Here is a 22,795-nt window from a genome sequence, read left to right as displayed (position 1 = left end):
ATTAGCTGTTCGGCTGAGTCGCAGCTAGGCGTTCGACTTTGGCCGCGATCGCGGGGTTGTAAAGCCGCAGATAGTTCCAATAGCCGCCAAACACCGCCTCGACATAGCCCTGGGTCTCAGCAAAGGGAATCTGGCGGACGAAGTCGTCGGCGTCGGTGAAGCCGCCCCGCTGAATCCAGTCGGCTACGTTGCCCGGGCCGGCATTGTAGCTGGCCACGGCGAACAGGGCGTTATTGTCATATTCGCGGTGCGTATAGTCCAGGTACCAGGTGCCCAGCTCAACGTTATCGGCCGGCTGGGTCAGGTCGTAGCCCGTTTGGCCAATCTGGGCTTCGATCCAGTCGGCAGTGCCCGGCATCACCTGCATCAGCCCCAGCGCCCCGGCCACCGACTCAATGTCGGCGACAAAGCGCGACTCCTGACGAATCAGCGCCGTCACCAGCAGCGGGTTGAGCTGACGCTGGCGGGACCAGGTTTCGATCAGCTGCTCGTAGGGAAAGGGATACATCGCCTGCCAATAGGCCGGATCTGCCTGCAGCGCTAGGTATTCCTGGCGCGCCTGGGGCTGCTCCCGCCAGGCCAGATTAGAGACCATAAAAATGCCGTCCAGCGTATCGCCCACGCCAATTCGCATCAGGCCGTCGGTAAACTGCTCCGCTACACTGGGGCTTTCGCGATCGCGAAATTCGTTCTGCCACTGAGTCCAGGCGTCCTGGTCCTGCCCCAGCAGATACAGCTCCTTCAGCGTGTCCGAGCCAGCCGGCGGCGGTGTCCGCTGGTCGGGGAGAACAATCTGCGGGTCGAGGCTGCGAACGCCGTCAAAGTCTCCCACGTCCCAGCCCAGATAGACGGCTGAACGCCAGGCAAAGTAAGACTCGGGATGCTGCCCAATCACCCGCTCAAAAGCCCGCTGCGCTACCTCAGGTTGCTCTAGCTGAAGCGCCCATTTGCCTGCCAAAAAGCCCACCTCGGGAGCGAGCTGATGGGTGGAATTATCCTTTAGCAGCTGCTGCGCCCAGCTCAGGGCAGACTCGTAATGACCGGCTTTAGCCTGCTGCTGGGCCTGCCGAAAGCGCAGTTCGGCAGCGGCTTCAGACTGGCTGTACTGGGAAAGGACAGCGTCTCGCGCCTGTTGGGCTGAGGTGGGGCTCTGCAAAGCGTCGAGCCGGTCGGCCCGTTTGCCGAGGGCTGTAGCGGCCTGATTGGGGAAACGGGCCATCACCTGGTCAAGTACTTTAATCGCCTCGGGCTGGGGCAGTAAGTCGGCTAGCTTGAGCAGGCCAGTGGCCGTTTCAGGCGCGTCGGGGAAGGCTTGAGCCAGCTGCCGATAGGCTGCGATCGCGGCCTTGCGCTGGCCGTCTAGCTGGGCCCCTCGCCCGGCTCGATAGCGGCTCAGCGGACTGGCTGGGGCCTTGGCATAGGCCGAGCCTGCTTTCCCATAGCGCTGCGTTTCCCAATAGCCGAAACCCGCCGCTTGCCAATCTTCTGGCGTCAGCAGCGATCCATATTCGCTCACGAACTGGTCGAGCCAGGTGCCATACTCCGACTGGTGGAGACCGTAGTTGACGAGTAGCCGCAGCAGCGCCATCTGTTTCGCCCCGGTGGCAACAGGTAGCTGCTTAGCCGCGACTTCGACACTGCGGGGATGAGCTGGGAAGTTAGCTATCAGCTGTTCCCAGGTCGATTCGTCGGACTGGCCTAGCGTATAGAGCGCTTCCGCCGCGGCGGGATGCTGGGCATATTGCTCCGCTAGGGTCTGCCAGGTCTGCTGAGCCGCTTCGGGCTGGCCCGCCGCGGTCTGGGCCTGAGCCCGCTTGAGTAAAACGTAGGGAGCCAGCGCCTCATAGTCCTGCTCTAAGCCGTCCAAGACCGTGAGGGCAGAACCGCCTCGTCCCTGACTGAGCAGGTCGGTTGCCAGCAGATAGCGGGCTCGATGGCCCTCTTGATTGTCCTGCTGCTGGGCAATCAGCGAAAGCGCTTCCGTGCGCTGGGCCGGTGGCCGATCGGCGAGTCCGAGTACCGCCGAGGGGGCTTCTGGTGCCAGCTCTGACTCAACAATGGCAGAATCAGCGGGCGCCAAGTTGAGCACACCTACGGTTTCTAACAGCGCCACTACCATGCCGACCGATAGCGCACTCACACCCGCTAGGGCTAAAAGCGGCCAATGGATTTTGATTTTCTCTTTTAACGGCTGCCACATAGATGCTCCCGAGGCCTGTCCCCAAGTCCTGCGAGGAACTATAGAGATGGGGTGAATAAGGTGAATAAAGAATAGCGCTGCTGTCCGGTTTGTGGGTGACACAGCAGCGCTGGCTGGCCCCCTGGCTCAAAATCTAACCGACGCTGCGCCGCCAATGACTTACTGGGAGCTGTTCACAGGCTTACCAAAGAACGCTAAAGTATACTTTTCCTGAAGTTGTAGCAAAAAAGCGGAAAATGTCAACCGTAGAAGCCGCTTAACCGCTCGCCCAGCCCGGCCATTGTCCCAATTATAATAGGTAAAATTGATGGATAGTGGGACCAGCAGTCCAGTGAATTTTGGTGAAGAATCAAGCATGAATTTTTTAGCATCGGCCCAATCCTGTCTCGATTGGTCAGGCGACTGTCTGGTGATTGGTCTCTCCGAAGAGTCGTTACCGCTGACGGGCATCTTGGCAGAGCTCAATGACAAGCTCTCGGGGCTGCTGCAGGAGCTGATCGACGAGTCTGAGTTTGAAGCCAAAGCGACCAGTACGGCTATCCTTCGCGTGGGTAGCGGCCCGATTCGCAAGCTTGGGATTGTTGGCTTGGGCCGCGCTGACGAGCTGAATTTGGAAGGTCTGCGCCAGGCTGCTGCCAGGGCTGCTCGTCTGGCGCAGCAAGCAAGATGTGCCCAGCTGGGCATCAGTTTTCCAGTCTGGAATAACCACCCCGCCCTGACTGCTCAGGCGCTGGTTGAGGGCGCGATACTGGCGCTCTACCAGGATACTCGCTTTAAATCGGAGGCGGACCCAGCTCATTTTCAGGTAGAGCAGGTTCATCTGCTAGAGCTGAGCGGGCAGGATGCTGCCATTCAATCGGCCCAGCAAATTTGCGATGGGGTATTGCTTGCCCGTCAGCTGGTCGCGGCCCCACCCAATGTCGTCACCCCGCTGCGGCTAGCCGACACTGCGGCTGAGATTGCCCGCGATCACGGCCTGACTTTGGCGATACTAGAGCGCGCAGATTGCGAAAAGCTTGGCATGGGGGCCTATCTTGGGGTAGCTCAGGCTTCAGACCTACCCCCTAAGTTCATTCACCTGACCTATCAGCCAGAGGGTACCCCAACCCGCAAGCTTGCCATTATTGGTAAGGGGCTGACCTTTGACTCGGGCGGCCTCAACCTCAAGACAGGCGGCTCGGGGATTGAGATGATGAAAATTGATATGGGCGGCGCGGCGGCGATGCTGGGTGCAGCCAAGGCAGTGGGGCAGTTAAAGCCAGAAGTAGAAGTGCATTTCATCAGCGCGGCGACCGAGAATATGGTCAGCGGCCACGCTATGCGTCCCGGCGACATTCTAACGGCCTCTAACGGCAAAACGATCGAGGTTAACAACACCGATGCTGAGGGTCGCCTCACCCTAGCTGACGCGCTGGTCTATGCCGAAGCACTGCAGGTAGACGCGATCGTCGATCTGGCGACGCTGACGGGAGCCTGCGTTGTAGCCCTGGGGGACGATATGTCAGCCCTCTACAGTCCCGACCCGGCGCTGGGCGACGAGCTGCTGAAGGCGGCTGAGGTCTCCGGCGAAAAGGTTTGGAAAATGCCTTTGGAAGAAAAATATTTTGAAGGGCTGAAGTCGGTTGTCGCCGATATGAAAAATACCGGCCCCCGGGCGGGCGGCTCGATTACCGCCGCGCTTTTCCTCAAGCAGTTCATCAAAGAGACGGCCTGGGCGCATTTGGATATCGCTGGTCCGGTGTGGACTGACAAAGAGAATGGCTACAACAGCCCCGGCGCGACCGGCTACGGGGTACGGATGCTGGTGCAGTGGATTACTACTAGCGGCTAGTCATCCTCGACCCAATGCTTCGCCCGTTCGACGGCCTTCTGCCAGGTGGCAAAGCTATCCTGAGCCTGGGTGGCGCGGGCCGAAGGCTCAAATACCCGGTCGATTTTGCGTCCCTTGACCAGGTCGGTGTAGCTGTCCCAATAGCCGACGGCCAGGCCCGCAGCGAAGGCAGCCCCCTGGGCCGTCGCATCTAGAATCGCTGGGCGTTCTACCGGAATCCCCAATACGTCGGCCTGGTACTGCATCAGGAAGTCATTCTGGCAGGCGCCGCCGTCTACCTTGAGTTCTTTGATCGGCGTACCGCTGTCTTCATTGACGGCCTGCACCACCTCCCGGGCCTGGTTTGCGATCGCTTCTAGCACCGCCCGCACCATATGGGCTTTGCTGGCCCCCCGCGTGAGCCCCAAAAACGCACCGCGAGCGCTCATATCCCAGTGGGGCGCGCCCAGGCCGCTGAGGGCGGGGACAAAATAGACACCGCCGTTGTCTTCCACCTGCTGGGCCAGCGGTTCGCTGTCGGCGGCTGTATCAATAATATTCAGGCCGTCCCGCAGCCACTGAATGCAGGCGCCGGCGGTAAACATGCTGCCTTCTAGCGCATAGCCAAGCTGATAGTCACCGCCCGCTTGGGCTGTCGTCCAGGCTACGGTCGAGAGCAGGTGGTTTTGCGATCGCACGATCTCGCCCCCCATATGCGAGACCAGAAAGCAGCCCGTGCCGTAGGTGCATTTCAGCAAGCCGGGCTGGTCGCAGCCGTGGGCAAATAGGGCCGACTGCTGATCGCCAAAGGTCGCCGCAATCGGAATCTCGACCCCCAGCAGGTCGGGGTCAAGCTGGCCAAAAATTCCCTGGCTAGGCTTAATCTCAGGCAAAATCTGCTGGGGCAGGTTGAAAATTTTCAGCAACTCCGGATCCCAGTCCTGCTCTTTCAGGTTCATCAGCATGGTCCGGCTGGCGTTGCTGTGGTCGGTGGCGTGCACTTTTCCACCTGTTAGCTGCCAGATCGCCCAGCTATCGATGGTGCCGCCTAGAACGTTGTCCAGGTTGACATCGCCGACCTGATCCAGCAGCCACATCAGCTTCGTTGCCGAGAAGTAGGCGTCTAGAAATAGGCCAGAGCGCTCGTAGATTTCGCTGCGGTACGCCTCGAGCTGGTGACAGAGCCCCGCTGTCCGTCGATCTTGCCAGACAATGGCGTTGTGCAGCGGCTGACCCGTGGTTTTATCCCACAGCAAACAGGTTTCACGCTGGACCGTCAGCCCGATCGCGGCTACATCCTGGGCGGTAATGCCCGCATCCTGAATCGCTGCCCCCATCGCCCAGCGGATCGCTTCCCAGATTTCCATCGCGTCGTGCTCGACCCAGCCGGGCTTGGGATAATACTGGGTCAGCTCTTTGTAAGCCAGCCCGACAATCTGACCGGCCCGGTCAAAGATAATCGCGCGGTTGCCGGTAGTGCCCAGGTCAAGGGACATGATGTATTGCATGGGGGTTCCTCGTATGCGGGTTGTCATTTTGGGACGTCAGCGCGCGGCGCTCACATCATCGGTTCAAAAAAGCCGATTAGGTTGTCTTCCGGGTCGCGACAGTAGGCCACCTTCAAGGCAAAATCGGTGTTTTGAGTCGGCGATTCGACAAAGGTGACGCCTTTATGCCTGAGCTGGTGATAGATGCTGTCAAGGTCATGAACTTTGAGAATAAAGACCATTCGGTCTTGGCAGTCGGCGGTAGCGGGTTTATCGATGGTGCGCAGGATTTCGGCCATTTCGTGCTTTCTAAACAGCGAAAGCCGCATGTTGGCAATCTCAAATTCGGCATAGCCGCGCTCGATATCTTCTGTCACTGGCGTAAAGCCTAAAATGTCTCGATAAAACTTGGCGCAGGTGCCAACGTCTGCAACCAGCAGTCGGGTGTGGGCAGCTTGAATATCCATAGCGTTCATTTTTTAGCATGGGGGACTGGATTGTCAGCCGGCTCTCAATCAATCGTTAGAGTGGCAATCGTTAGAGTGGCAATCGTTAGAGTGAAAGAGCACCCGAGTCAAGGGCGCTTGAGTTTAAGGCTAATATGGCATGGGTTCTGATTCACAGCTTTCCGTTTTTGAGACCGGCGACCCTCCTAACCTACCGCCTTATGGCTGGGCTGGGACGGTTGAAGCCTTTCTCAGACTCGCTCCGGAAGATTGGCTGGCCGCCCTACTATCGCGATGCCAGGGGCTGTATCAGCAGCGGGCGACCCAGACCCAGCAGCAGGCCTGGCAGGACTGCGGCCAGGTGCTGCGATCGCGCCTCCCTCAGCTCTGCCAGCAGCGCCCTACCAGCGCCGCCTGGACGCTGGTATTTGAATACGAGCTGCCGCGAGAAGGGGGCCGCCGCCCCGATCTGGTGATCCTAGCCGACGGCCAAATCGGGGTTCTAGAGTTTAAGCAAAAGGCCTCTCCCGCTGCCGCTGACCGGGATCAGGCCGCCGCCTACGGTCGAGATTTGGCTGAGTACCACAGCGGCTCTCGGCTCAATCCGGTGCAGACGGCGGTGGTGCTGACCCGCCGAACGCAGCCTGCTGAATGGAAAGCGATCGCGGTTTTAGGCCCGGCGGATCTTGTCCCCTATCTAGCGGCTTTGGAACCGACCGAGCCCAACATCGATCCGTCCGCTTGGCTAACAGCCGACTACGCGCCGCTGCCCACGGTCATCCAGGCCGCCCGCCGGATTTTTCAAAATCAGCCGCTGCCCTCAATTCGCCAGGCCCACAGCGCTGGGATTCCAGCCGTACTGGACTATCTAAACCAGCTAGTCGAGCAGGCTCAGGCCCGGCAGGAGCGGCATTTAGTTTTAGTGACTGGGGTGCCGGGTGCGGGAAAAACCCTCGTCGGCCTCCAGTTTGTCTACCAAAGCCCGCAGTCTGATGGGCCGTCCCAGGCGGTGCTGCTCTCGGGCAACGGACCGCTGATTACGGTGCTGCAATACGCCCTCAAGAGCCGCGCCTTTGTTCAAGCGGTCCGCAACTTTTACATGGCCCATCAGGTGCGGCAGCAGAAAGCGCCGCGCGAGCATGTGATTGTCTTTGACGAAGCTCAGCGGGCCTGGGATGCAGGGCGAATGGGCGATAAATATGGGATTGCCGCTTCGGCTCCCGAGATCGTGCTGCGGATTACGGAGCGGACGCCGAGTTGGGGGGTCGTGCTGGGGCTGATTGGCGAAGGCCAAGAAATTCACGTGGGCGAAGAGGCCGGAATGGAACAGTGGAGCCAGGGCATCGCCCAAGCTCAGGCCGACTGGCAGGTGCACTGCCCCGTCTCCCAGACGGGCCATTTTGCTGACCTCAGCTCGCCGGTTCATGCCGCAGATGGCTTAGACCTGACGACGACGCTGCGATCGCACCTCGCCGCTGATCTTCAGCACTGGGTGAGCGATTTGCTCAAGGGCCAGCTCCAAGCCGCCGCCGCCCGCATGCCCCGGCTGCGCGATCAGGGCTTCGATGCCTACCTAACCCGTCAGCTCGATCGGGCTAAGGACTACTGCCGCCAGCGCTATCAGGACCAGCCAACAAAGCGCTATGGCCTGATCGCGTCCTCTCGGGCTAAAAATCTGACGGATGCCGGCATCAAAAACGACTATCTGTCTACCCAAAGGCTGAAAGTCGGCCCCTGGTATATCGACCCGCCCGACTCGCCGCTGTCCTGCTGTGCGCTTGCCGGGGTCGTCACCGAATTTGGCTGTCAGGGGCTGGAGCTAGACTTTCCCATTATCGGCTGGGGCAACGATCTGACCTGGCAGCAGCTAGGCTGGCGCAGCTCGGTCCGGCAGCGACAGGTGCGCGACCCGCTACGGCTGCGGCTGAACAGCTATCGGGTCTTGCTAACCCGAGGGCGGGACGGCTTTATCGTATTTGTCCCCCCTCAGGCGGCGATGGATGGGACCTATGACGCCCTCGTTCAGGCTGGCCTGCGGGCTCTGGAAAGCTGGGACTCGCTCGTTTAAGCTGGCTGACTCAATAGCCCGATAGGCTTAGGCTGCCGGATTTTCAAAATCTGAAGCGCTATCCTGATTGAGCAGTTTTGAAAGCTGGACCCGAATGTCGGTGAGCTGCTGATTGGCCTTGGGGATCGAGACCAGGCGAATCTCAATCTCAGCGACATTGCTAATCCGCGTCGTCTTTTCCCAAAGTTTTCGATCGGTCTCTGACTCAGACTCGTAGCGAAAGGTGACCGTCTGAGCGCTGACGTCTAAAATCTCAACATTCTTGAACCAGCCGTTGCTGCTTTTGATATAGAGCCAGACGCAGGGCTGACCTACAAGTTCCTTGAGTTTATCTTCCATAGGCCCTTAGCTATCGCCTCAACAGGTTCGCAATTTGCATCTATCCTTAGATATATTCTTCCCATCTTATCACTGAGAACATCCGCATACTGTAAAAGAAGGATCAGGTTGGCAGGACGAATACGGGTTTTTAACTGCCTTCACCAGCTTCAGACTGGGCCAAAGCGACTGGACCACGAGGCTCAAGCAAAATCCCCTGCCCATCGTGCAGGACAAAGGAGCGTAGGGCCTGAGCCTGATCTAGCCCCAGCAGATCGGGCGTCGCGATCGCGATTTGCCATTGGTCAAAGTCAATTTGCAGCCAGTCTTCCAGGTCCAGCGGCAGCGGCTCGCCGCCCATGTGGGCGACCATTGCGACCCGAGCCGCATTGGCCTGATCGGGACAGGTCCGCAGGCCATAAAAAATGGTCCGGCGGTCGTCACTGACTCGATTGAAGCGATCGCGCCCGGTCAGATTTTCCTGAAGCCAAGGGTGGCGACGGCGAAAGTTGCGCAGCGCCAGATTGAAGTAGCTCAGGTTGGGGTCGATGTCTTCGGCATAGCGAGCGACGTTGCAGAGGTCATGGCCATCTTCCATAAAGGCCATGGCAAACGACTTGAGCTTAGGCACGTCCAGCGTCGCTAAAAAGTGAGATAGGTTGGGCTCATTCAGGTCCTCCAGGGCCGGAATTTCGCAATATCCGTTGGCGTCAGCGCCCAGGCAGTGACGACAGATTTCCGCTACCGCATCCAGGTCGTAATCGGTTTCCTCCATCGCTGTTTGCAGGGCTTTTGCAAAGGCGCGGAGCTGCTCGAGGTCGTAAAACCCAAGCTGCTTCAGCCGCGGAAAAGTCTCTGAGCGAGCATATCGCTCGGGCTCTACCTGCCAGTCCAAAAAGCCCACTTCTTCTGCAACGACCTTCACCCCGTAGCGATCGTCGGTATTGCGAAAGAAGCCCCAGGCCGCCCCCACGCAGGCATTCAGAAAATCCATCGGCAGGCCGGGGCTAAAGCCCTGCACCCAGATTTGAGTAGCGGGGCTGTTGTAAGCCGTATGCAGCACCTGGGGGAGGGTTTTGCCCAGATTCCAGTTGATGTCACGGTCTAGCGCCACCTGGTTGCCCCGGCGCACCGTGTCGTGGTTGCCGCAGCCGGTAATCCAGCGATTGCCCTGAAAGATGACCTCGCAGGCCCGCCGCCATTTGCGATCCCAAAACCCCTTGAGGGTTGGCGTATTGTGGGCAAAAATCAGCGGCCCCCACTGGAACGAGTTGGGCTTGAGCTCGATCAGCTCCCGGTAGCGGGATATCTCTTCCCAACCTTCCTGGGGCCAGGGCCGACCGTCTTCAAAGATCGTAAACATCAGCCGCCGACAGCCCTGGATCGTCTGTACCACGTCGCTCATCGCCATCAGGTAGGCATCATCCTGCTCAACCCGGTCGCTGAGCGGGTTAAAAAAGCGAAAGTCCTGGCCGCCATCGACGCGAACGCCGTCGGCCCCGGTGTTGATTTTGCGGCGCTGCATTTCCAGCAGGATCGCCCTGACCTGAGGCGACTGGTGATTCAGGTCCTGGCCGTACATATTGGGGCCTTTGTGATACTGATGGTTGAGCAGCTCCAGGGACTGGTTGTCGGCATGGCCGTAGACCAGGTCATAGATCAGCTGAATCGGCCCTTGGGAAAAGTTGTGCAGCGTGGCGATAAAGTCCACCACTTCGTCCGGACGGAGGCTCCCTAAAACGGCCGGGTTGGTGGCGCCGGAGCCCAGAATGGGCACGTCATAGCCCCAGTTTTGGGTATCGGGCTGGCGCAGGGTGACGGTGAGGGGGCTGTCGTGGTCTGGGTCGTAGGGCGCGATCGCAAAAAACTCATAGTCTCCGTGGGTATCTTCCCGCCGATACTCGATCGTTGGCTCTACGGGTAAGAGCTGCACCGCATCGTAGCCCGCATAGACGGATTCATCGGGCGTCAGTGACTCACCAGCCGCTAGCTTATCTGAAATGCGCTGATAGATCCGGGTCAGCCCTTCGAGCGTGCCTTCGGCCGACGCAGTTTTGACGTGGATTTGCAAAATGTTAGTCGGGGCTGGCACCCGTGGCGGGGTCGCATCGCTGAGACTGCTGCTGCTGCCGGTCTGGCGAAAATAGGCGAGGTCGGCCCGTCGCCGCTGCAGCTGCCGCATGTCGTAGAGCTCAGCCGGCGCAAACACGCCGTAGGGCAGCGAGTAGGCCAGCGGATCGCGAATCACCCGCACCCGGCCGTCGGCGTCTTCGTAGCGCAGCCAGTAAAAGCAGCCGGCCTGATGGCGAGTACCGGCCTGCATGCCGTAGATCACCGCCCAGACAAATTCGCCTTGCTTGGTAATTGGAATCAGGTCGCGCTGAAATCGGACGGTCTGCTGCGGGGCGCGAAAGTCAAGCGGGTCAAGCGGGGTAAAAATTTCTAGCTCCAGGCGGTGCTCGGACTGGATGATATCACCGGCAAACTCCGGCGTCCAAAACCCGATCTCGGTCAGGCGATCGCTGCGGTATTTGGCCCCTAGTCGATGCGCCAGCTTCTGGGCCTTGTTGAAATAAGTCGCGTCAGAGCGATTGATACTGTCTGCCCAGGCCACTAAGCTCTGGGTCTCATCCTCGACAAACCTGACCTGCTTAGAATTAGAAACTGTGGCTACCACCCTAACGTCCTATTGCTGCTGACATCTTTATGTTTGCACCGCTGCGATCGCCGCCAATCGCCACAAACTTTTTCTAGAATAACCATCCCGCCCTCAAAAGCAGGCGGCCATCACCGGAAATATCCTAATACTAACTTTTGTTTAGAGGCTAGGCAGATTGGCGAGTTAGCCCTTTTTGGAAGCGCCGTCTGCTAATCCGGCATGGGTCTGACCCACTGACTCTATTCGACAAGATTCGGTCTACAAATCAGGTCTGCGATGCCGTTAAGTCTCCCTTGACCCTCCCTTGAGCAAGGGGAAGTGAATACTTTGGGCTAGATTGGCCCATTTGCCAAAGGCGTTTTATTACGATATTGTTACCTTTGGAATCACAACGGGCGTTTGACTATAGCCGCAGGATGACATTGTCTCTTGCGAGATTGAGAGCTGAATTGGGACCAACCGTATTGCCTGGACTGTCCCTAAGGGATGGTGCAGGCATAGCTCGTATTTCTACGACGCTTCTCTATGACGCTTGGTCGGCTCGGCGTGAGCCATTGCTTAATTCAACGGGACGAGGTTGCTCCTATGAAATCTTCTCTAGTCATCCTTTATCATCGTGAACCCTACGACGAAGTCAAGGAAAATGGCAAGACTTACTACCGCGAAAAGAAAAGCCCGAATGGAATTGTCCCGACGCTGAAGAGCTTTTTTGCCAATGCCGACCAGAGTACCTGGGTGGCTTGGAAGCAGATTGCCTCGAAGCAGCAAATCAACTTTGAAGAACGGGTGACGATGGAAGGCGGCAGCGATAGCTGTGTGGTTCGCCGCATTCCCCTAACGGCTGAGCAGGTGAAGAATTTCTATCACATCACCTCCAAGGAAGCCTTTTGGCCCATTCTGCACTCGTTTCCAGAGCATTTTACCTACGACAGCTCCGACTGGGAAAATTTTCAAAATATCAACCGGCTGTTCGCTGAGGCGGCCTGCGAAGACGCGGCCGACGACGCCCTGATCTGGATTCACGACTACAACCTCTGGCTGACGCCTTACTACATTCGGCAGAAGATGCCCAATGTAAAAATTGCTTTCTTCCATCACACCCCCTTTCCCGCGGCGGATGTGTTCAATATCCTGCACTGGCGCGAAGCCATTATTGACAGCCTGCTCTGCTGCGATCTCTGTGGTTTCCATATTCCCCGCTATGTCGAAAATTTTGTCTCGGCAGCCCGCAGCTGTCGCGAAATTGAGATTGTCGAAAAAATGCCGGTTCCGGCCGCGTTCACCCGGGTGGGCACAGCGCTAGCGGAGCCTGAGATGACCACTAAGCTGCGCTATCAGGGCCGAATCGTTAGCATCGACGCTTTTCCCGTGGGGACCAACCCCGAGCAGATTCGCAAAGCCGTGGCGCAGCCTGAGGTGACGGAAAAGGTTGAACAGATTCGCCGCGACATTGGCGATAATAAGCTGATTATTTCAGCCGGTCGGGTGGACTATGTGAAGGGAGCGCGGGAAATGCTGCTCTGCTACGAGCGCCTGCTGGACCGCCGACCGGAGCTGATCGGCAAGGTCAACCTGATGATGACGGCAATCAAAGCCAACCAAGGAATGCGGGTCTATCGCCAGGCCCAGCATCAGATCGAGCAGCTGGTCGGTTCCATCAATGGTCGCTTTGCCAAGCTCAACTGGACGCCGGTACTGCTGTTTACCGAACCCATCCCCCAGTCGCAGCTGATGGCCTTTTTCCGAGCGGCCGATATCGCCTGGATCTGCCCGCTGCGAGATGGCCTCAACCTGGTCGCTAAGGAATATGTCGCCGCCCACGCGGGCAAAGACGGGGTGCTGGTGCTTTCTGAGTTCACAGGCTCGGCGGTAGAGCTGCCCGATGCGATCCTGACCAATCCCTACTCTTCTACCAAGATGGATGAGTCTATCGACGCGGCGCTGGCGATGTCCCCAGAGGAGCAAACCGAGCGCATGACCCGACTGCACAAGGCAATTTGCCGCTACGACGTGCAGCAGTGGGCGAATCACCTTTTCCGAGAAGCGAAGGCAACCGCAATTGAGACCAGCGCGGCGATGCTAGCCTGATTTCTCGACCGTCAGCTGCCGGTTTCTCATCTCTGATGGCTGACTGCTGAAGGCTAATTCGTTAGGATCTCCCTGTTGCTCAGAGCCATGACCCATGCGTGATTTTTCATCCATTGACTCGACCGCGTTTGACCTAATCGTCATTGGCGGCGGCGTCAACGGCGCGGCTGTCGCCCGAGACGGGGCGCTGCGCGGCCTTAAAACTATCCTGGTCGAAAAGGGGGATTTTGGCGGCGGCACCACCAGCTGGTCTACCCGCCTCGTCCATGGAGGATTGCGCTATTTAGAGTATTTTGAATTCAATCTGGTGCGCGAGTCGCTGCGGGAGCGCGAAATTCTGCTCAATACCGCACCCCACCTGGTCCACCCGGTACAGCTGACCCTGCCGCTCTACGACTACAGCTCGCGCAGCTATTGGGAAATTCAGGCGGGGATGATCCTCTATGACATTCTGAGCTTTGATAAAAGCCTGCCTAACCATCGAATGCTGCGCCCGGCTAAGCTGCGGCAGCTGTTTAGAGCGGTCAATCCTAATGGGGTCAAGGGCGGCTCACAGTATTATGACGGCCAGGCTGAATATGCTGAGCGGCTCTGTCTGGAAATTATTTTGTCGGCCCAGGCTGCCGATGCCGTAGCGCTGAACTACGTCGAAGTCAGCGAGCTACAGCGCCATGGCGATCGCGTGATCGGCCTCACCTGCAAAGATGGCCTCAGCGACCAGACCTTTACTATCGGCAGCCACGAGCGGACGATGATTGTCAATACGTCGGGTCCCTGGGTAGACCGGGTGTGCCAGCAGGGAGTAGAGGGCTCTACGCCAGCTCCCATCGGCACGACGCGCAAGATTGGCGGTACCAAGGGCAGCCATATTCTGGTCAATCCGTTCCCGGGCGCGCCGGATACGGCTTTCTATGTGGAAGCCGCCGCCGACAATCGACCCTTCTTTATCGTGCCTTTCCTAGGCATGTACCTGATCGGCACGACTGACCTGAAATACGAGGGCGACCTCGACCCGGTCAAGGCCGACAATGACGAAGTGGACTATCTGATTGCTGAGACCAACCAGGTGCTGCCGTCAGCCCGACTCACCCGCGAGTCGGTGCGCTTTACCTACTCTGGCATCCGGCCCCTGCCCTACGCCGAAGGGAAAAAGCCGGGCAGTATTAGCCGCAACCACATTTTGTTTGAGCATGCGGCGGAAGGGGTGAAAAACATGGTGTCGCTGATCGGCGGCAAGCTGACCACCCATCGACGCGTGGGTGAAGAGGCTGTGGACTGGGTTTACCAGCAGCGGCAGCAGCCTGTACCGCCCAGCCCGACTCGCCATCAGCCGCTGCCGGGAGCAATCCTGCCCAACGATCGGCGGATTACGCAGGCGTTTGCCGACTATGGCGATCGCGTCCAGCCCGAGGCCCTGGACCACCTCTTTCACCTATACGGGGCCAAAGCCGTCGAGGTGCTAGCCCTGATCGACGAATCTGCTGATTTGGCTGAGCCCATCGTCAGCTATCTGCCGGATATCAAGGCTCAAATTGTCTATGCGATCCGAGCAGAAATGGCCTACAACCTAATCGACATCTGCCGCCGCCGGACTTCTCTGGCGATCCAGGCCAACTATGGCTACGACGCCCTAGCTGCGATTGCGGAAACCCTTCAGCGCCACTGCGGCTGGGATGAGGAAAGGTGCGATCGCGCCATCCAAAACTATGTCACCTACATGCGGGAAAACTGCATTCCCGACTATGTGCTCCAGTCCGATGCGCTAGAAACGCCAAAAGCGCCCGCCATTGTCGGCTAGCACTGCCCGATTAACGCTTATGAGGCTAATTTCCTATGGTTACATCTTCCCTAAACCGGCAAGCGTCGGCTTCTCCGCCTGTGTTCCAGACGATTAATCTCACCGTCCTGGGGTCGGGAGCCTGGGGTTCGGCCCTGGCCCAGTTAGCGCAGAACAACCAGCATTCAGTGCGGGTCTGGTCGCGGCGCGGCGAATTGAGTTTGGAGGAGGCCATCGCCGGAGCTGACGTGATTCTGTCGGCCATTTCAATGAAGGGCGTCGCCGAGCTGGCCGAGCGGCTGAAAGAGCTGTCGATTCCGTCCCAGTCAATTATTGCAACGGCGACCAAGGGACTCGATCCGGCGACCACCCGGACGCCCTCGCAAATTTACCAGGCAGCTTTCCTAGAGCACCCGATTGCCGTGCTCTCAGGCCCGAATTTGTCCAAGGAGATCGCCCAGGGCCTGCCCGCCGCAACGGTGATTGCCAGTACCGATGCCGCTGCCGCTGAAACCCTACAGCAGGTGTTTTCTTCGGACTGCTTTCGGGTGTACACCAGTCCAGACCCGCTGGGGGCTGAGCTGGGCGGCACGCTGAAAAATGTGGTTGCGATCGCGGTCGGCGTCTGCGACGGTTTGGGCCTCGGCTCCAATGCCAAGTCGGCGCTGATGACGCGAGCCCTGCCCGAAATCATTCGGGTGGGCCTGCATATGGGCGCTCAGATTGAAACCTTCTACGGCCTGTCTGGTCTGGGTGATATGCTTGCAACCTGCGACAGCACCCTCAGCCGCAACTATCGCGTGGGCTACGGGCTCTCTCAAGGGAAAGCGCTCGACCAGATTTTAGCAGAGCTGGGCAGTACGGCTGAGGGCGTGAACACCGCCTATGTGCTGATGGATATTGCCAACCGTGAAGGTATCCCGGTGCCCATTTCCCGTCAGGTACACCGACTGCTAAAGGGCAGCATCACGCCCAGGGAAGCCCTAGAAGGGCTGATGGAGCGAGACTTAAAGCCAGAATCCTGTGATTTGCTGTAATCCTCTATCCCTATTCATTAATGATCGAAGCCTGCCTGGCCTTGTCTGACGGGCGAGTATACCACCAGGCCCAGGCAATCAGCACGGCCTGCAACGGCAGCCGAGCCCAGGGCAAAATGGGCGAGTCGGGGATGCCCTCTAGCTTGATCTGATTGACGGCCATGTTGATATTGGCAGGGAAAACGGCGATGTACAGCAGGATTAGCCCCCAGGCCGCCGCTCGACTGACGCCGGGGATCAGCAGTCCAATCCCGCCCAGCACTTCAAAAAACCCGCTGATATAGACCAGCGCTAGCGGTGCGGGCAGGACCGCTGGAACGATTTTGACAAAGGGCGTCGGAACGGAAAAATGCAGAACGCCAACGATCACCATCGAGACGGCTAGCACGCCACGCAGCGTTTCTTTGCGGTTGGTCATAGTCATTTTTAAAAACAAATTGGGCTAGTCCTGATTACAGGCGAAAAATTAGGGTCTGACATCTTTCTTTCGGCCAGCACCGCAATCGCGCCTAGTCTGAGTCAGGGCGTCAGCTGAAAATCAGATCTATCAGATGGTTTTTTGGGCTCATCGAGCTCTACCTCCGCCGCATCGTCAGCCTCAAGCTGGCTAGGAATTTCAAGCATCGGCTGGGGCTCAATTTTAGGTTCGGTCGTGGTATCTGCGTCCATTTCTACATCGGGGAGCGCATCCAGTCGCTGGTTGACACCGCGCCGGTCGGCTTCATCTGAGGATGTGGAAGGGGAATTAGGCTCCGCTGCCGGCGAGAACTTTAGGCTGTCTTCTGGCGTAGGCTCTAGGGGAGCTGACTCTGGCAGCGGAGCCTCGGGCTGGCTGGGCAGCGGCGGCTCGACTTTGACGGGGGGCTGGTTGGACTGAACCCGATCGCGCAGTCGCTTAAACCGATTGATCACGCCGCGATCGCGTTCAGCTGATGGATTCATTTCCGGCATCGGAACGGGTTCCGTGGGCGCTGGACTCTGCCCAGACTTGTCTGGCAGGCTTTCCTCAATAGATTTTTTCTCAGCAAATTTTTCAGTCGATTTCAGGGACGGTTCAGGGGGTTCAGGGGGTTCAGGGGGTTCAGCGCTTTCTGCTTCCGGTTCTGCAGGCTCAGGTGCAGAGCTCGGTTCCGGTTCGGTCACCGGAGTTCCCACCGGTTCTTCCGGATTGCTGCCGTTTTCTGGAGACGGCTCGGCTGGGCTGCTCCCCTGATTGGCAGGCGGCTCCTCTAAGGACTGCTCTGTTGACTGCGCTGGCAGCTTTTCACGCAGCTTTTCGGGGAGCTCTTGAAAAGGAACGGCTGGGAAGGGAACGACTGGCGAGGATTCGGGTGGGGCGGGTGGCTTGGGGACAGGTTTGGGTAGAGTTGGCTCCGCTTCTGGGGAAGCAGGTTCAGCAACCGGCATGACGTAATCTGGATCGACAATGCGGCCCACCTCGGCTGCCGTTAGCTCCTCTCGCACCAGCTTGGATAGGGTATCTTCGCCGCCGGGCTCGTAGGTGATCTGCCGGACGGTGTTATTGAAGGGGGTTGCGATCGCGTTCCCCTGCTGATCGATTAGCTCAAGCTGTACCCAGTTTTTCCCGGGCCTAAATCCCTGAAGATAAATCGGCTGCCAACGATCGAAAACAAAGCTTTCCCCATTAACTGTGCAGCGAATTTGCCAGTCTGGAATATCGTCGTCGGGCGATTCCTGAGCGACCATATGCAGCGGTGCATCTGTCAGGTAGAAATCCAGCATGATCGGCTCTGCGCCGTAGCTTCCTTTGGGGCGGCTGTAGGTCAGCAGCGGCTGGTCAGCGGCAGGACTGTTTTCTCCAGTCTCTGCCAGGATATGAAAGGTCGTCTGGGCATAGGCCCCTGGAGTCTTAAAGCTTTCGTGCCAGGGTCGCGAGGCAAATACCCTGATTGTATGGGTACCGGGAGACAGGTCTGATAGCAGCAGCGGCTGGTCGAGGTTGTACACCGCGCGATAGGGCTGGTTGTCTAAAATGACGTGGAGATGAGGACCGAGCTGCCAGTCTTCATCCTTATATATAGATAAGCCACGAACCTGAAACCGCACCTCCAAAGAGGTGTCCTCTAGCACCTGCTGCGGTTGCGGGCTCAGAATTTTAACCTGAGGCTGGGCCGCTTCCAATTGTCCGCCTAGCGCTGACAAAGGGGTCGGGGTCGGTACTTCTGAGATCTGGCCAATGAGAGGACTCGGCACCGGGCGGGCAGGCGGGACCTCGTAGCGGATGAGCTTCACCGACTCTGCTCGCTGGCAGCTGAGTAAGCCAAAGCTGAGGAGCAGAGCGGCACACAGACTCCAAAACCGAGACAGCCCGCTTCGGCGGCCTGGATAATTCGCCATAGTTTTAGCCGACCAAACGCACATCCATTAAGGACTATAGCCGATTGCCGGGGCACCTATAAAAAACAGGGGCCGGCATCGGAAAAGGTCTGGCTATGGGAGCATCCGGTCAATTAAACGATCACCTAGCAAATTGTTGGGGTATAAAAATAAGTTTAGAAGTCTATGTAATTATTTCCAAAAAGCCTTAGGAAAATGCCAATCTGGGCGGACTAATGAATCTACCAATACCCAGTAGGAAGAATTCTCAGGTCGCAATTGGCCCATCCGTCTACTGGCCTGCTGCTAATATTGACTTTTGTTAACATTTTCTCCGTTAAACCTCTGCCTTGTGTATTCCACAACTGCGCAAGCCTGATTACACCGGGATTTTCGCAGCTTGAAGTATTGTTAACTTGCTTAAAGGCTGGCCCGGTTACGAGTCTATAATGCTCCCAAGCAGTCCTTACGCCGAGCTGATGTCATCGCTGCTCTAGACCGCGTTTTGCCTTCTAGAGCGTTGGAATATCATTCGGCTTGATATTCGGGTAATCGCTCGGGTTAAGGGATGTTAACTACTTTGTCTAGAGAGGAGAGTCTCCATGACAACTACCCCGCGGGAGCGGGAGGCAAAGGCTAAGGTAACGGTTGACAAAGATCCTGTGCCAACTTCTTTCGAGAAGTGGGCGAAACCGGGACATTTCGATCGGACTTTGGCCCGAGGACCCAAAACCACCACCTGGATTTGGAACCTCCATGCCGACGCTCACGACTTTGACAGTCACACCAGTGACTTAGAAGATATTTCTCGCAAAATCTTCAGCGCTCACTTCGGCCATCTGGCCGTAGTATTCATTTGGCTGAGTGGCATGTACTTCCATGGCGCTCGGTTTTCCAATTACGAAGCCTGGATGACTAACCCGACGGGCATTAAGCCCAGCGCTCAGGTCGTTTGGCCGATTGTCGGTCAAGAGATCCTGAACGCCGACGTCGGCGGCGGTTTCCAGGGAATTCAAATTACCTCCGGATTCTTCCAGCTCTGGCGGGCTTCGGGGATTACCAACTCCACCCAGCTCTATGCCACTGCGATAGGCGGGTTGGTGATGGCGGGACTGATGCTATTTGCTGGCTGGTTCCACTATCACAAACGGGCTCCCAAGCTGGAGTGGTTCCAAAACGTGGAGTCCATGCTGAACCACCATCTGGCGGGTCTGCTGGGCTTGGGCTGTCTGTCCTGGGCAGGCCACCAAATCCACGTCGCGGTGCCGATTAACAAGCTCTTGGATTCGGGCGTGGCGCCGCAGGATATTCCGCTGCCCCACGAGTTCTTATTCGATACGAACTTTATGGCCGAGCTGTTCCCTAGCTTCTCGCAGGGGTTGACGCCCTTCTTCACGCTGAACTGGGGCGTTTACAGCGACTTTCTGACCTTTAAGGGCGGACTCAACCCGGTCACCGGTGGGCTGTGGCTGACCGATTCGGCGCACCATCACCTGGCCCTGGCGGTGCTGTTCCTGGTGGCGGGCCATATGTACCGCACTAACTGGGGTATCGGTCACAGCATCAAGCAGATTCTCGACAACCATCAAGGCGACCCGCTGCTGTTTGGTGGTAAAGGGCACGAAGGGCTGTACGAGTTCCTAATTAACTCGTGGCACGCGCAGCTGGCGATTAATCTGGCCCTGCTAGGCTCGGTGACCATCATCGTGGCGCAGCATATGTACGCGATGCCACCTTACCCCTACCTGGCGACGGACTATCCCACCCAGCTTTCGCTGTTCACCCACCATATGTGGATTGGCGGCTTCCTGGTGGTCGGGGCAGGAGCGCATGGCGCGATCGCGCTAATCCGTGACTACGACCCCGCCAAGCATGTGAATAACGTGTTGGACCGGGTGCTGCGGGTGCGCGATGCGATCATCTCCCACCTGAACTGGGTCTGTATTTTCCTAGGCTTCCATAGCTTCGGGCTGTACATTCATAACGACACCATGCAGGCGCTGGGCCGCCCTCAGGACATGTTTTCTGACAGTGCGATTCAGCTCCAGCCGATCTTTGCCCAGTGGGTGCAGCATCTGCACACGGTCGCAGTCAGCAGTGCGGGTACCGCACCGAACGCGCTGGCCCCCGCCAGCTATGCCTTTGGCGGCGACGTCGTGGCAGTCGGTGGCAAGGTAGCGATGATGCCGATCCAGCTGGGAACGGCGGACTTCATGATCCACCATATTCACGCCTTCACGATTCACGTGACGGTGCTGATTCTGCTCAAAGGCGTGCTGTATGCCCGTAATTCGCGACTGATTCCTGACAAGGCCGAGCTGGGCTTCCGGTTCCCTTGCGATGGGCCGGGACGCGGTGGCACCTGCCAGGTTTCGGCTTGGGACCACGTGTTCCTAGGTCTCTTCTGGATGTACAACGCGCTGTCGATTGTGATCTTCCACTTCAGCTGGAAAATGCAGTCGGACGTGTGGGGTACGGTGTCGGAGAACGGCACGATTTCGCACATCACCGGTGGCAACTTTGCCGCCAGTGCAATCAACATCAATGGCTGGCTGCGCGACTTCCTATGGGCGCAGGCGTCTCAGGTGATTAACTCCTACGGGTCGGCGCTGTCGGCTTACGGGCTGCTATTCCTGGGCGCTCACTTTGTGTGGGCATTTAGCCTGATGTTCCTGTTCAGTGGCCGCGGCTACTGGCAAGAGCTGATTGAGTCCATCGTTTGGGCTCACAATAAGCTGAAGGTGGCACCGGCTATCCAGCCTCGGGCACTGAGTATTACTCAGGGTCGTGCGGTGGGCGTCGCTCACTACCTCCTGGGAGGAATCGTCACTACGTGGGCGTTCTTCCTGGCTCGAATAATTGCAGTCAGTTAGGAGCACGGAGGACTCATAACAAATGGCAACTAAATTCCCAAAATTTAGCCAGGATCTGGCGCAGGATCCGACGACTCGTCGGATCTGGTATGGGATTGCCACGGCCCACGATTTTGAAAGCCATGACGGCATGACGGAGGAGAATCTTTACCAAAAGATCTTTGCTTCTCACTTCGGCCATCTGGCAATCATCTTCCTCTGGACCTCCGGCAACCTGTTCCACGTCGCCTGGCAAGGTAACTTTCAGCAGTGGATTCAAGACCCGCTGAATGTCCGTCCCATCGCCCATGCGATTTGGGACCCCCACTTTGGTCAGCCTGCGGTAGATGCCTTTACCCAAGCTGGCGCGTCCAATCCGGTGAACATCGCCTATTCCGGCGTCTATCACTGGTGGTACACCATCGGCATGCGGACCAATAACGACCTGTATACCGGTGCGGTGTTCCTACTGCTGCTGTCGGCGGTCTTCCTGTTCGCCGGCTGGCTGCACTTGCAGCCCAAGTTCCGCCCTAGCCTGTCTTGGTTTAAGAATGCGGAGTCTCGGCTCAACCACCACCTGGCCGGTCTGTTTGGCGTCAGCTCGCTGGCCTGGACGGGGCACCTGGTGCACGTGGCGATTCCCGAGTCTCGCGGCCAGCATGTCGGCTGGGGCAACTTTCTCTCGACGCCGCCGCATCCGGCGGGCCTAGCACCGTTCTTTACGGGCAATTGGGGCGTATACGCTCAGAATCCTGATACGGCAGGTCATGTCTTTGGCACGGCTCAGGGTTCTGGAACGGCCATTCTGACCTTTCTGGGCGGCTTTCATCCGCAGACGCAGTCGCTGTGGCTGACGGATATGGCCCATCACCATCTGGCGATCGCGGTGATCTTCATCATCGCTGGCCACATGTACCGCACCAACTTCGGTATCGGTCACAGCATCAAGGAGATTCTGTCCACCCACCGTCCGCCTGAGGGTACGCCCTTCGGTGGTGCGCTGGGTGCGGGTCATAAGGGGCTGTACGACACGTTGAATAACTCGCTGCATTTCCAGCTAGCGCTGGCGTTGGCGAGTCTAGGCGTGGTCACGTCCCTGGTGGCGCAGCATATGTATGCGCTACCGCCCTACGCCTTCATGGCGCAGGACTTCACGACCCAGGCGGCGCTCTATACCCACCACCAGTACATCGCTGGCTTCATTATGGTGGGGGCCTTTGCCCACGGGGCGATCTTCCTGATTCGTGACTATGACCCTGCCGCGAATGAGAACAACGTGCTGGCCCGGGTGCTCGACCATAAGGAAGCGATTATCTCTCACCTGAGCTGGGTGTCGCTGTTCCTGGGCTTTCATACCCTAGGGCTCTATGTCCACAACGATGTGGTCGTGGCCTTTGGCACGCCAGAGAAGCAAATCCTGGTCGAGCCGGTGTTTGCCCAGTGGATTCAGGCCGCTTCGGGTAAGGCACTGTACGGCTTCGATACGCTGCTGTCCAACCCCGATAGCATTGCCACAACCGCCGCTAGCGGTATCTGGCTGCCGGGCTGGCTAGATGCGATTAACGATGGCACCAACTCGCTATTCCTGGCGATTGGGCCGGGCGACTTCCTGGTGCATCACGCGATCGCGCTGGGGCTGCACACCACCACCCTGATTCTGGTCAAGGGGGCGCTCGACGCGCGCGGCTCAAAGCTGATGCCGGATAAAAAAGACTT

The 22,795-nt window shown here is 58.1% G+C and carries 14 protein-coding genes; 7 read left to right on the top strand and 7 right to left on the bottom strand.

Translation table 11 applies throughout. The features are described from left to right. Window position 1: 1 nt before the first annotated feature. On the bottom strand, window positions 2-2,200 hold the full coding sequence (locus IQ241_RS19915; protein WP_193910599.1) for a lytic transglycosylase domain-containing protein: 2,199 nt from the start codon (window positions 2,198-2,200) through the stop codon (window positions 2-4). Between the two features lie 355 nt (window positions 2,201-2,555). On the opposite strand from IQ241_RS19915, the gene IQ241_RS19910 reads away from it, so the two are divergent. Beyond that, complete coding sequence (locus tag IQ241_RS19910) at window positions 2,556-4,031, top strand: leucyl aminopeptidase (protein WP_193910597.1); 1,476 nt, start codon at window positions 2,556-2,558, stop codon at window positions 4,029-4,031. Here the strand turns inward: IQ241_RS19910 and glpK are convergent. Together glpK and IQ241_RS19900 are read right to left on the bottom strand one after the other, a co-directional pair. Continuing rightward, window positions 4,028-5,518 (bottom strand): glycerol kinase GlpK, encoded by a 1,491-nt coding sequence (gene glpK / locus IQ241_RS19905; protein ID WP_193910595.1) that lies wholly within the window; start codon window positions 5,516-5,518, stop codon window positions 4,028-4,030. The genes IQ241_RS19910 and glpK overlap by 4 nt on opposite strands. 50 nt (window positions 5,519-5,568) lie before the next feature. Beyond that, window positions 5,569-5,964 carry a VOC family protein gene (locus IQ241_RS19900; RefSeq protein WP_193910593.1) on the bottom strand — a complete coding sequence of 132 codons (396 nt, stop codon included), beginning with the start codon at window positions 5,962-5,964 and terminating at the stop codon, window positions 5,569-5,571. A 139-nt stretch (window positions 5,965-6,103) separates the two neighbouring features. Here IQ241_RS19900 and IQ241_RS19895 point away from each other — a divergent pair, with 139 nt between their 5' ends. Then, window positions 6,104-8,011 (top strand): DNA/RNA helicase domain-containing protein, encoded by a 1,908-nt coding sequence (locus tag IQ241_RS19895; protein WP_193910591.1) that lies wholly within the window; start codon window positions 6,104-6,106, stop codon window positions 8,009-8,011. 27 nt (window positions 8,012-8,038) lie between these two features. On the opposite strand, the gene IQ241_RS19890 is transcribed toward IQ241_RS19895, so the two are convergent. Both IQ241_RS19890 and gghA read right to left on the bottom strand, forming a co-directional pair. Next, window positions 8,039-8,350: a DUF6679 family protein gene (locus IQ241_RS19890; protein WP_193910589.1), complete on the bottom strand. Its 312-nt coding sequence runs from the start codon at window positions 8,348-8,350 to the stop codon at window positions 8,039-8,041. 130 nt (window positions 8,351-8,480) lie between these two features. Beyond that, a complete protein-coding gene (gene gghA, locus IQ241_RS19885) occupies window positions 8,481-11,006 on the bottom strand; it encodes a glucosylglycerol hydrolase (RefSeq protein ID WP_193910587.1) in 2,526 nt (841 codons plus the stop codon). Window positions 11,007-11,573: 567 nt separating this feature from the next. Between gghA and ggpS the strand changes: the two genes are divergently transcribed. The 3 genes from ggpS (at window position 11,574) to IQ241_RS19870 (ending at window position 15,890) form a co-directional block, all read left to right on the top strand. After that, window positions 11,574-13,076, top strand: a complete 1,503-nt coding sequence (gene ggpS, locus IQ241_RS19880) for a glucosylglycerol-phosphate synthase (protein WP_193910585.1) — start codon at window positions 11,574-11,576, stop codon at window positions 13,074-13,076. 94 nt (window positions 13,077-13,170) lie between these two features. Continuing rightward, window positions 13,171-14,874 (top strand): glycerol-3-phosphate dehydrogenase/oxidase, encoded by a 1,704-nt coding sequence (locus IQ241_RS19875; protein WP_193910583.1) that lies wholly within the window; start codon window positions 13,171-13,173, stop codon window positions 14,872-14,874. Window positions 14,875-14,909: 35 nt separating this feature from the next. Continuing rightward, the gene (locus IQ241_RS19870; RefSeq protein ID WP_193910581.1) at window positions 14,910-15,890 is read left to right on the top strand and encodes an NAD(P)H-dependent glycerol-3-phosphate dehydrogenase; all 981 of its coding nucleotides are present in this window, start codon (window positions 14,910-14,912) and stop codon (window positions 15,888-15,890) included. 10 nt (window positions 15,891-15,900) lie between these two features. On the opposite strand, the gene IQ241_RS19865 is transcribed toward IQ241_RS19870, so the two are convergent. Together IQ241_RS19865 and IQ241_RS19860 are read right to left on the bottom strand one after the other, a co-directional pair. After that, window positions 15,901-16,308 carry a DoxX family protein gene (locus IQ241_RS19865; RefSeq protein ID WP_193910579.1) on the bottom strand — a complete coding sequence of 136 codons (408 nt, stop codon included), beginning with the start codon at window positions 16,306-16,308 and terminating at the stop codon, window positions 15,901-15,903. A 101-nt stretch (window positions 16,309-16,409) separates the two neighbouring features. Then, window positions 16,410-18,248 (bottom strand): hypothetical protein, encoded by a 1,839-nt coding sequence (locus IQ241_RS19860; RefSeq protein ID WP_193910577.1) that lies wholly within the window; start codon window positions 18,246-18,248, stop codon window positions 16,410-16,412. Between the two features lie 581 nt (window positions 18,249-18,829). Between IQ241_RS19860 and psaA the strand changes: the two genes are divergently transcribed. Beyond that, on the top strand, window positions 18,830-21,100 hold the full coding sequence (gene psaA / locus IQ241_RS19855) for a photosystem I core protein PsaA (protein ID WP_193910575.1): 2,271 nt from the start codon (window positions 18,830-18,832) through the stop codon (window positions 21,098-21,100). Window positions 21,101-21,122: 22 nt separating this feature from the next. Beyond that, window positions 21,123-22,795, top strand: a 1,673-nt coding sequence (gene psaB, locus IQ241_RS19850; RefSeq protein ID WP_193910573.1) for a photosystem I core protein PsaB, incomplete at its 3' end; no start/stop codon positions are given.

This window comes from Vasconcelosia minhoensis LEGE 07310 (assembly GCF_015207255.1).
Classification (GTDB): Bacteria; Cyanobacteriota; Cyanobacteriia; order Phormidesmidales; family Phormidesmidaceae; genus Vasconcelosia; species Vasconcelosia minhoensis.
Note: the sequence above shows the minus strand (reverse complement) of the source record. Positions and strands in the feature narration are given on the sequence as shown.

What these genes read in the sequence shown, in the direction of transcription:
- IQ241_RS19915 (WP_193910599.1), bottom strand. Translation starts at nt 2,200, where the DNA reads ATGTGGCAGCCGTTAAAAGAGAAAATCAAAATCCATTGGCCGCTTTTA.
- IQ241_RS19910 (WP_193910597.1), top strand. Translation starts at nt 2,556, where the DNA reads ATGAATTTTTTAGCATCGGCCCAATCCTGTCTCGATTGGTCAGGCGAC.
- glpK (WP_193910595.1), bottom strand. Translation starts at nt 5,518, where the DNA reads ATGCAATACATCATGTCCCTTGACCTGGGCACTACCGGCAACCGCGCG.
- IQ241_RS19900 (WP_193910593.1), bottom strand. Translation starts at nt 5,964, where the DNA reads ATGGATATTCAAGCTGCCCACACCCGACTGCTGGTTGCAGACGTTGGC.
- IQ241_RS19895 (WP_193910591.1), top strand. Translation starts at nt 6,104, where the DNA reads ATGGGTTCTGATTCACAGCTTTCCGTTTTTGAGACCGGCGACCCTCCT.
- IQ241_RS19890 (WP_193910589.1), bottom strand. Translation starts at nt 8,350, where the DNA reads ATGGAAGATAAACTCAAGGAACTTGTAGGTCAGCCCTGCGTCTGGCTC.
- ggpS (WP_193910585.1), top strand. Translation starts at nt 11,574, where the DNA reads ATGAAATCTTCTCTAGTCATCCTTTATCATCGTGAACCCTACGACGAA.
- IQ241_RS19875 (WP_193910583.1), top strand. Translation starts at nt 13,171, where the DNA reads ATGCGTGATTTTTCATCCATTGACTCGACCGCGTTTGACCTAATCGTC.
- IQ241_RS19870 (WP_193910581.1), top strand. Translation starts at nt 14,910, where the DNA reads ATGGTTACATCTTCCCTAAACCGGCAAGCGTCGGCTTCTCCGCCTGTG.
- IQ241_RS19865 (WP_193910579.1), bottom strand. Translation starts at nt 16,308, where the DNA reads ATGACCAACCGCAAAGAAACGCTGCGTGGCGTGCTAGCCGTCTCGATG.
- IQ241_RS19860 (WP_193910577.1), bottom strand. Translation starts at nt 18,248, where the DNA reads ATGGCGAATTATCCAGGCCGCCGAAGCGGGCTGTCTCGGTTTTGGAGT.
- psaA (WP_193910575.1), top strand. Translation starts at nt 18,830, where the DNA reads ATGACAACTACCCCGCGGGAGCGGGAGGCAAAGGCTAAGGTAACGGTT.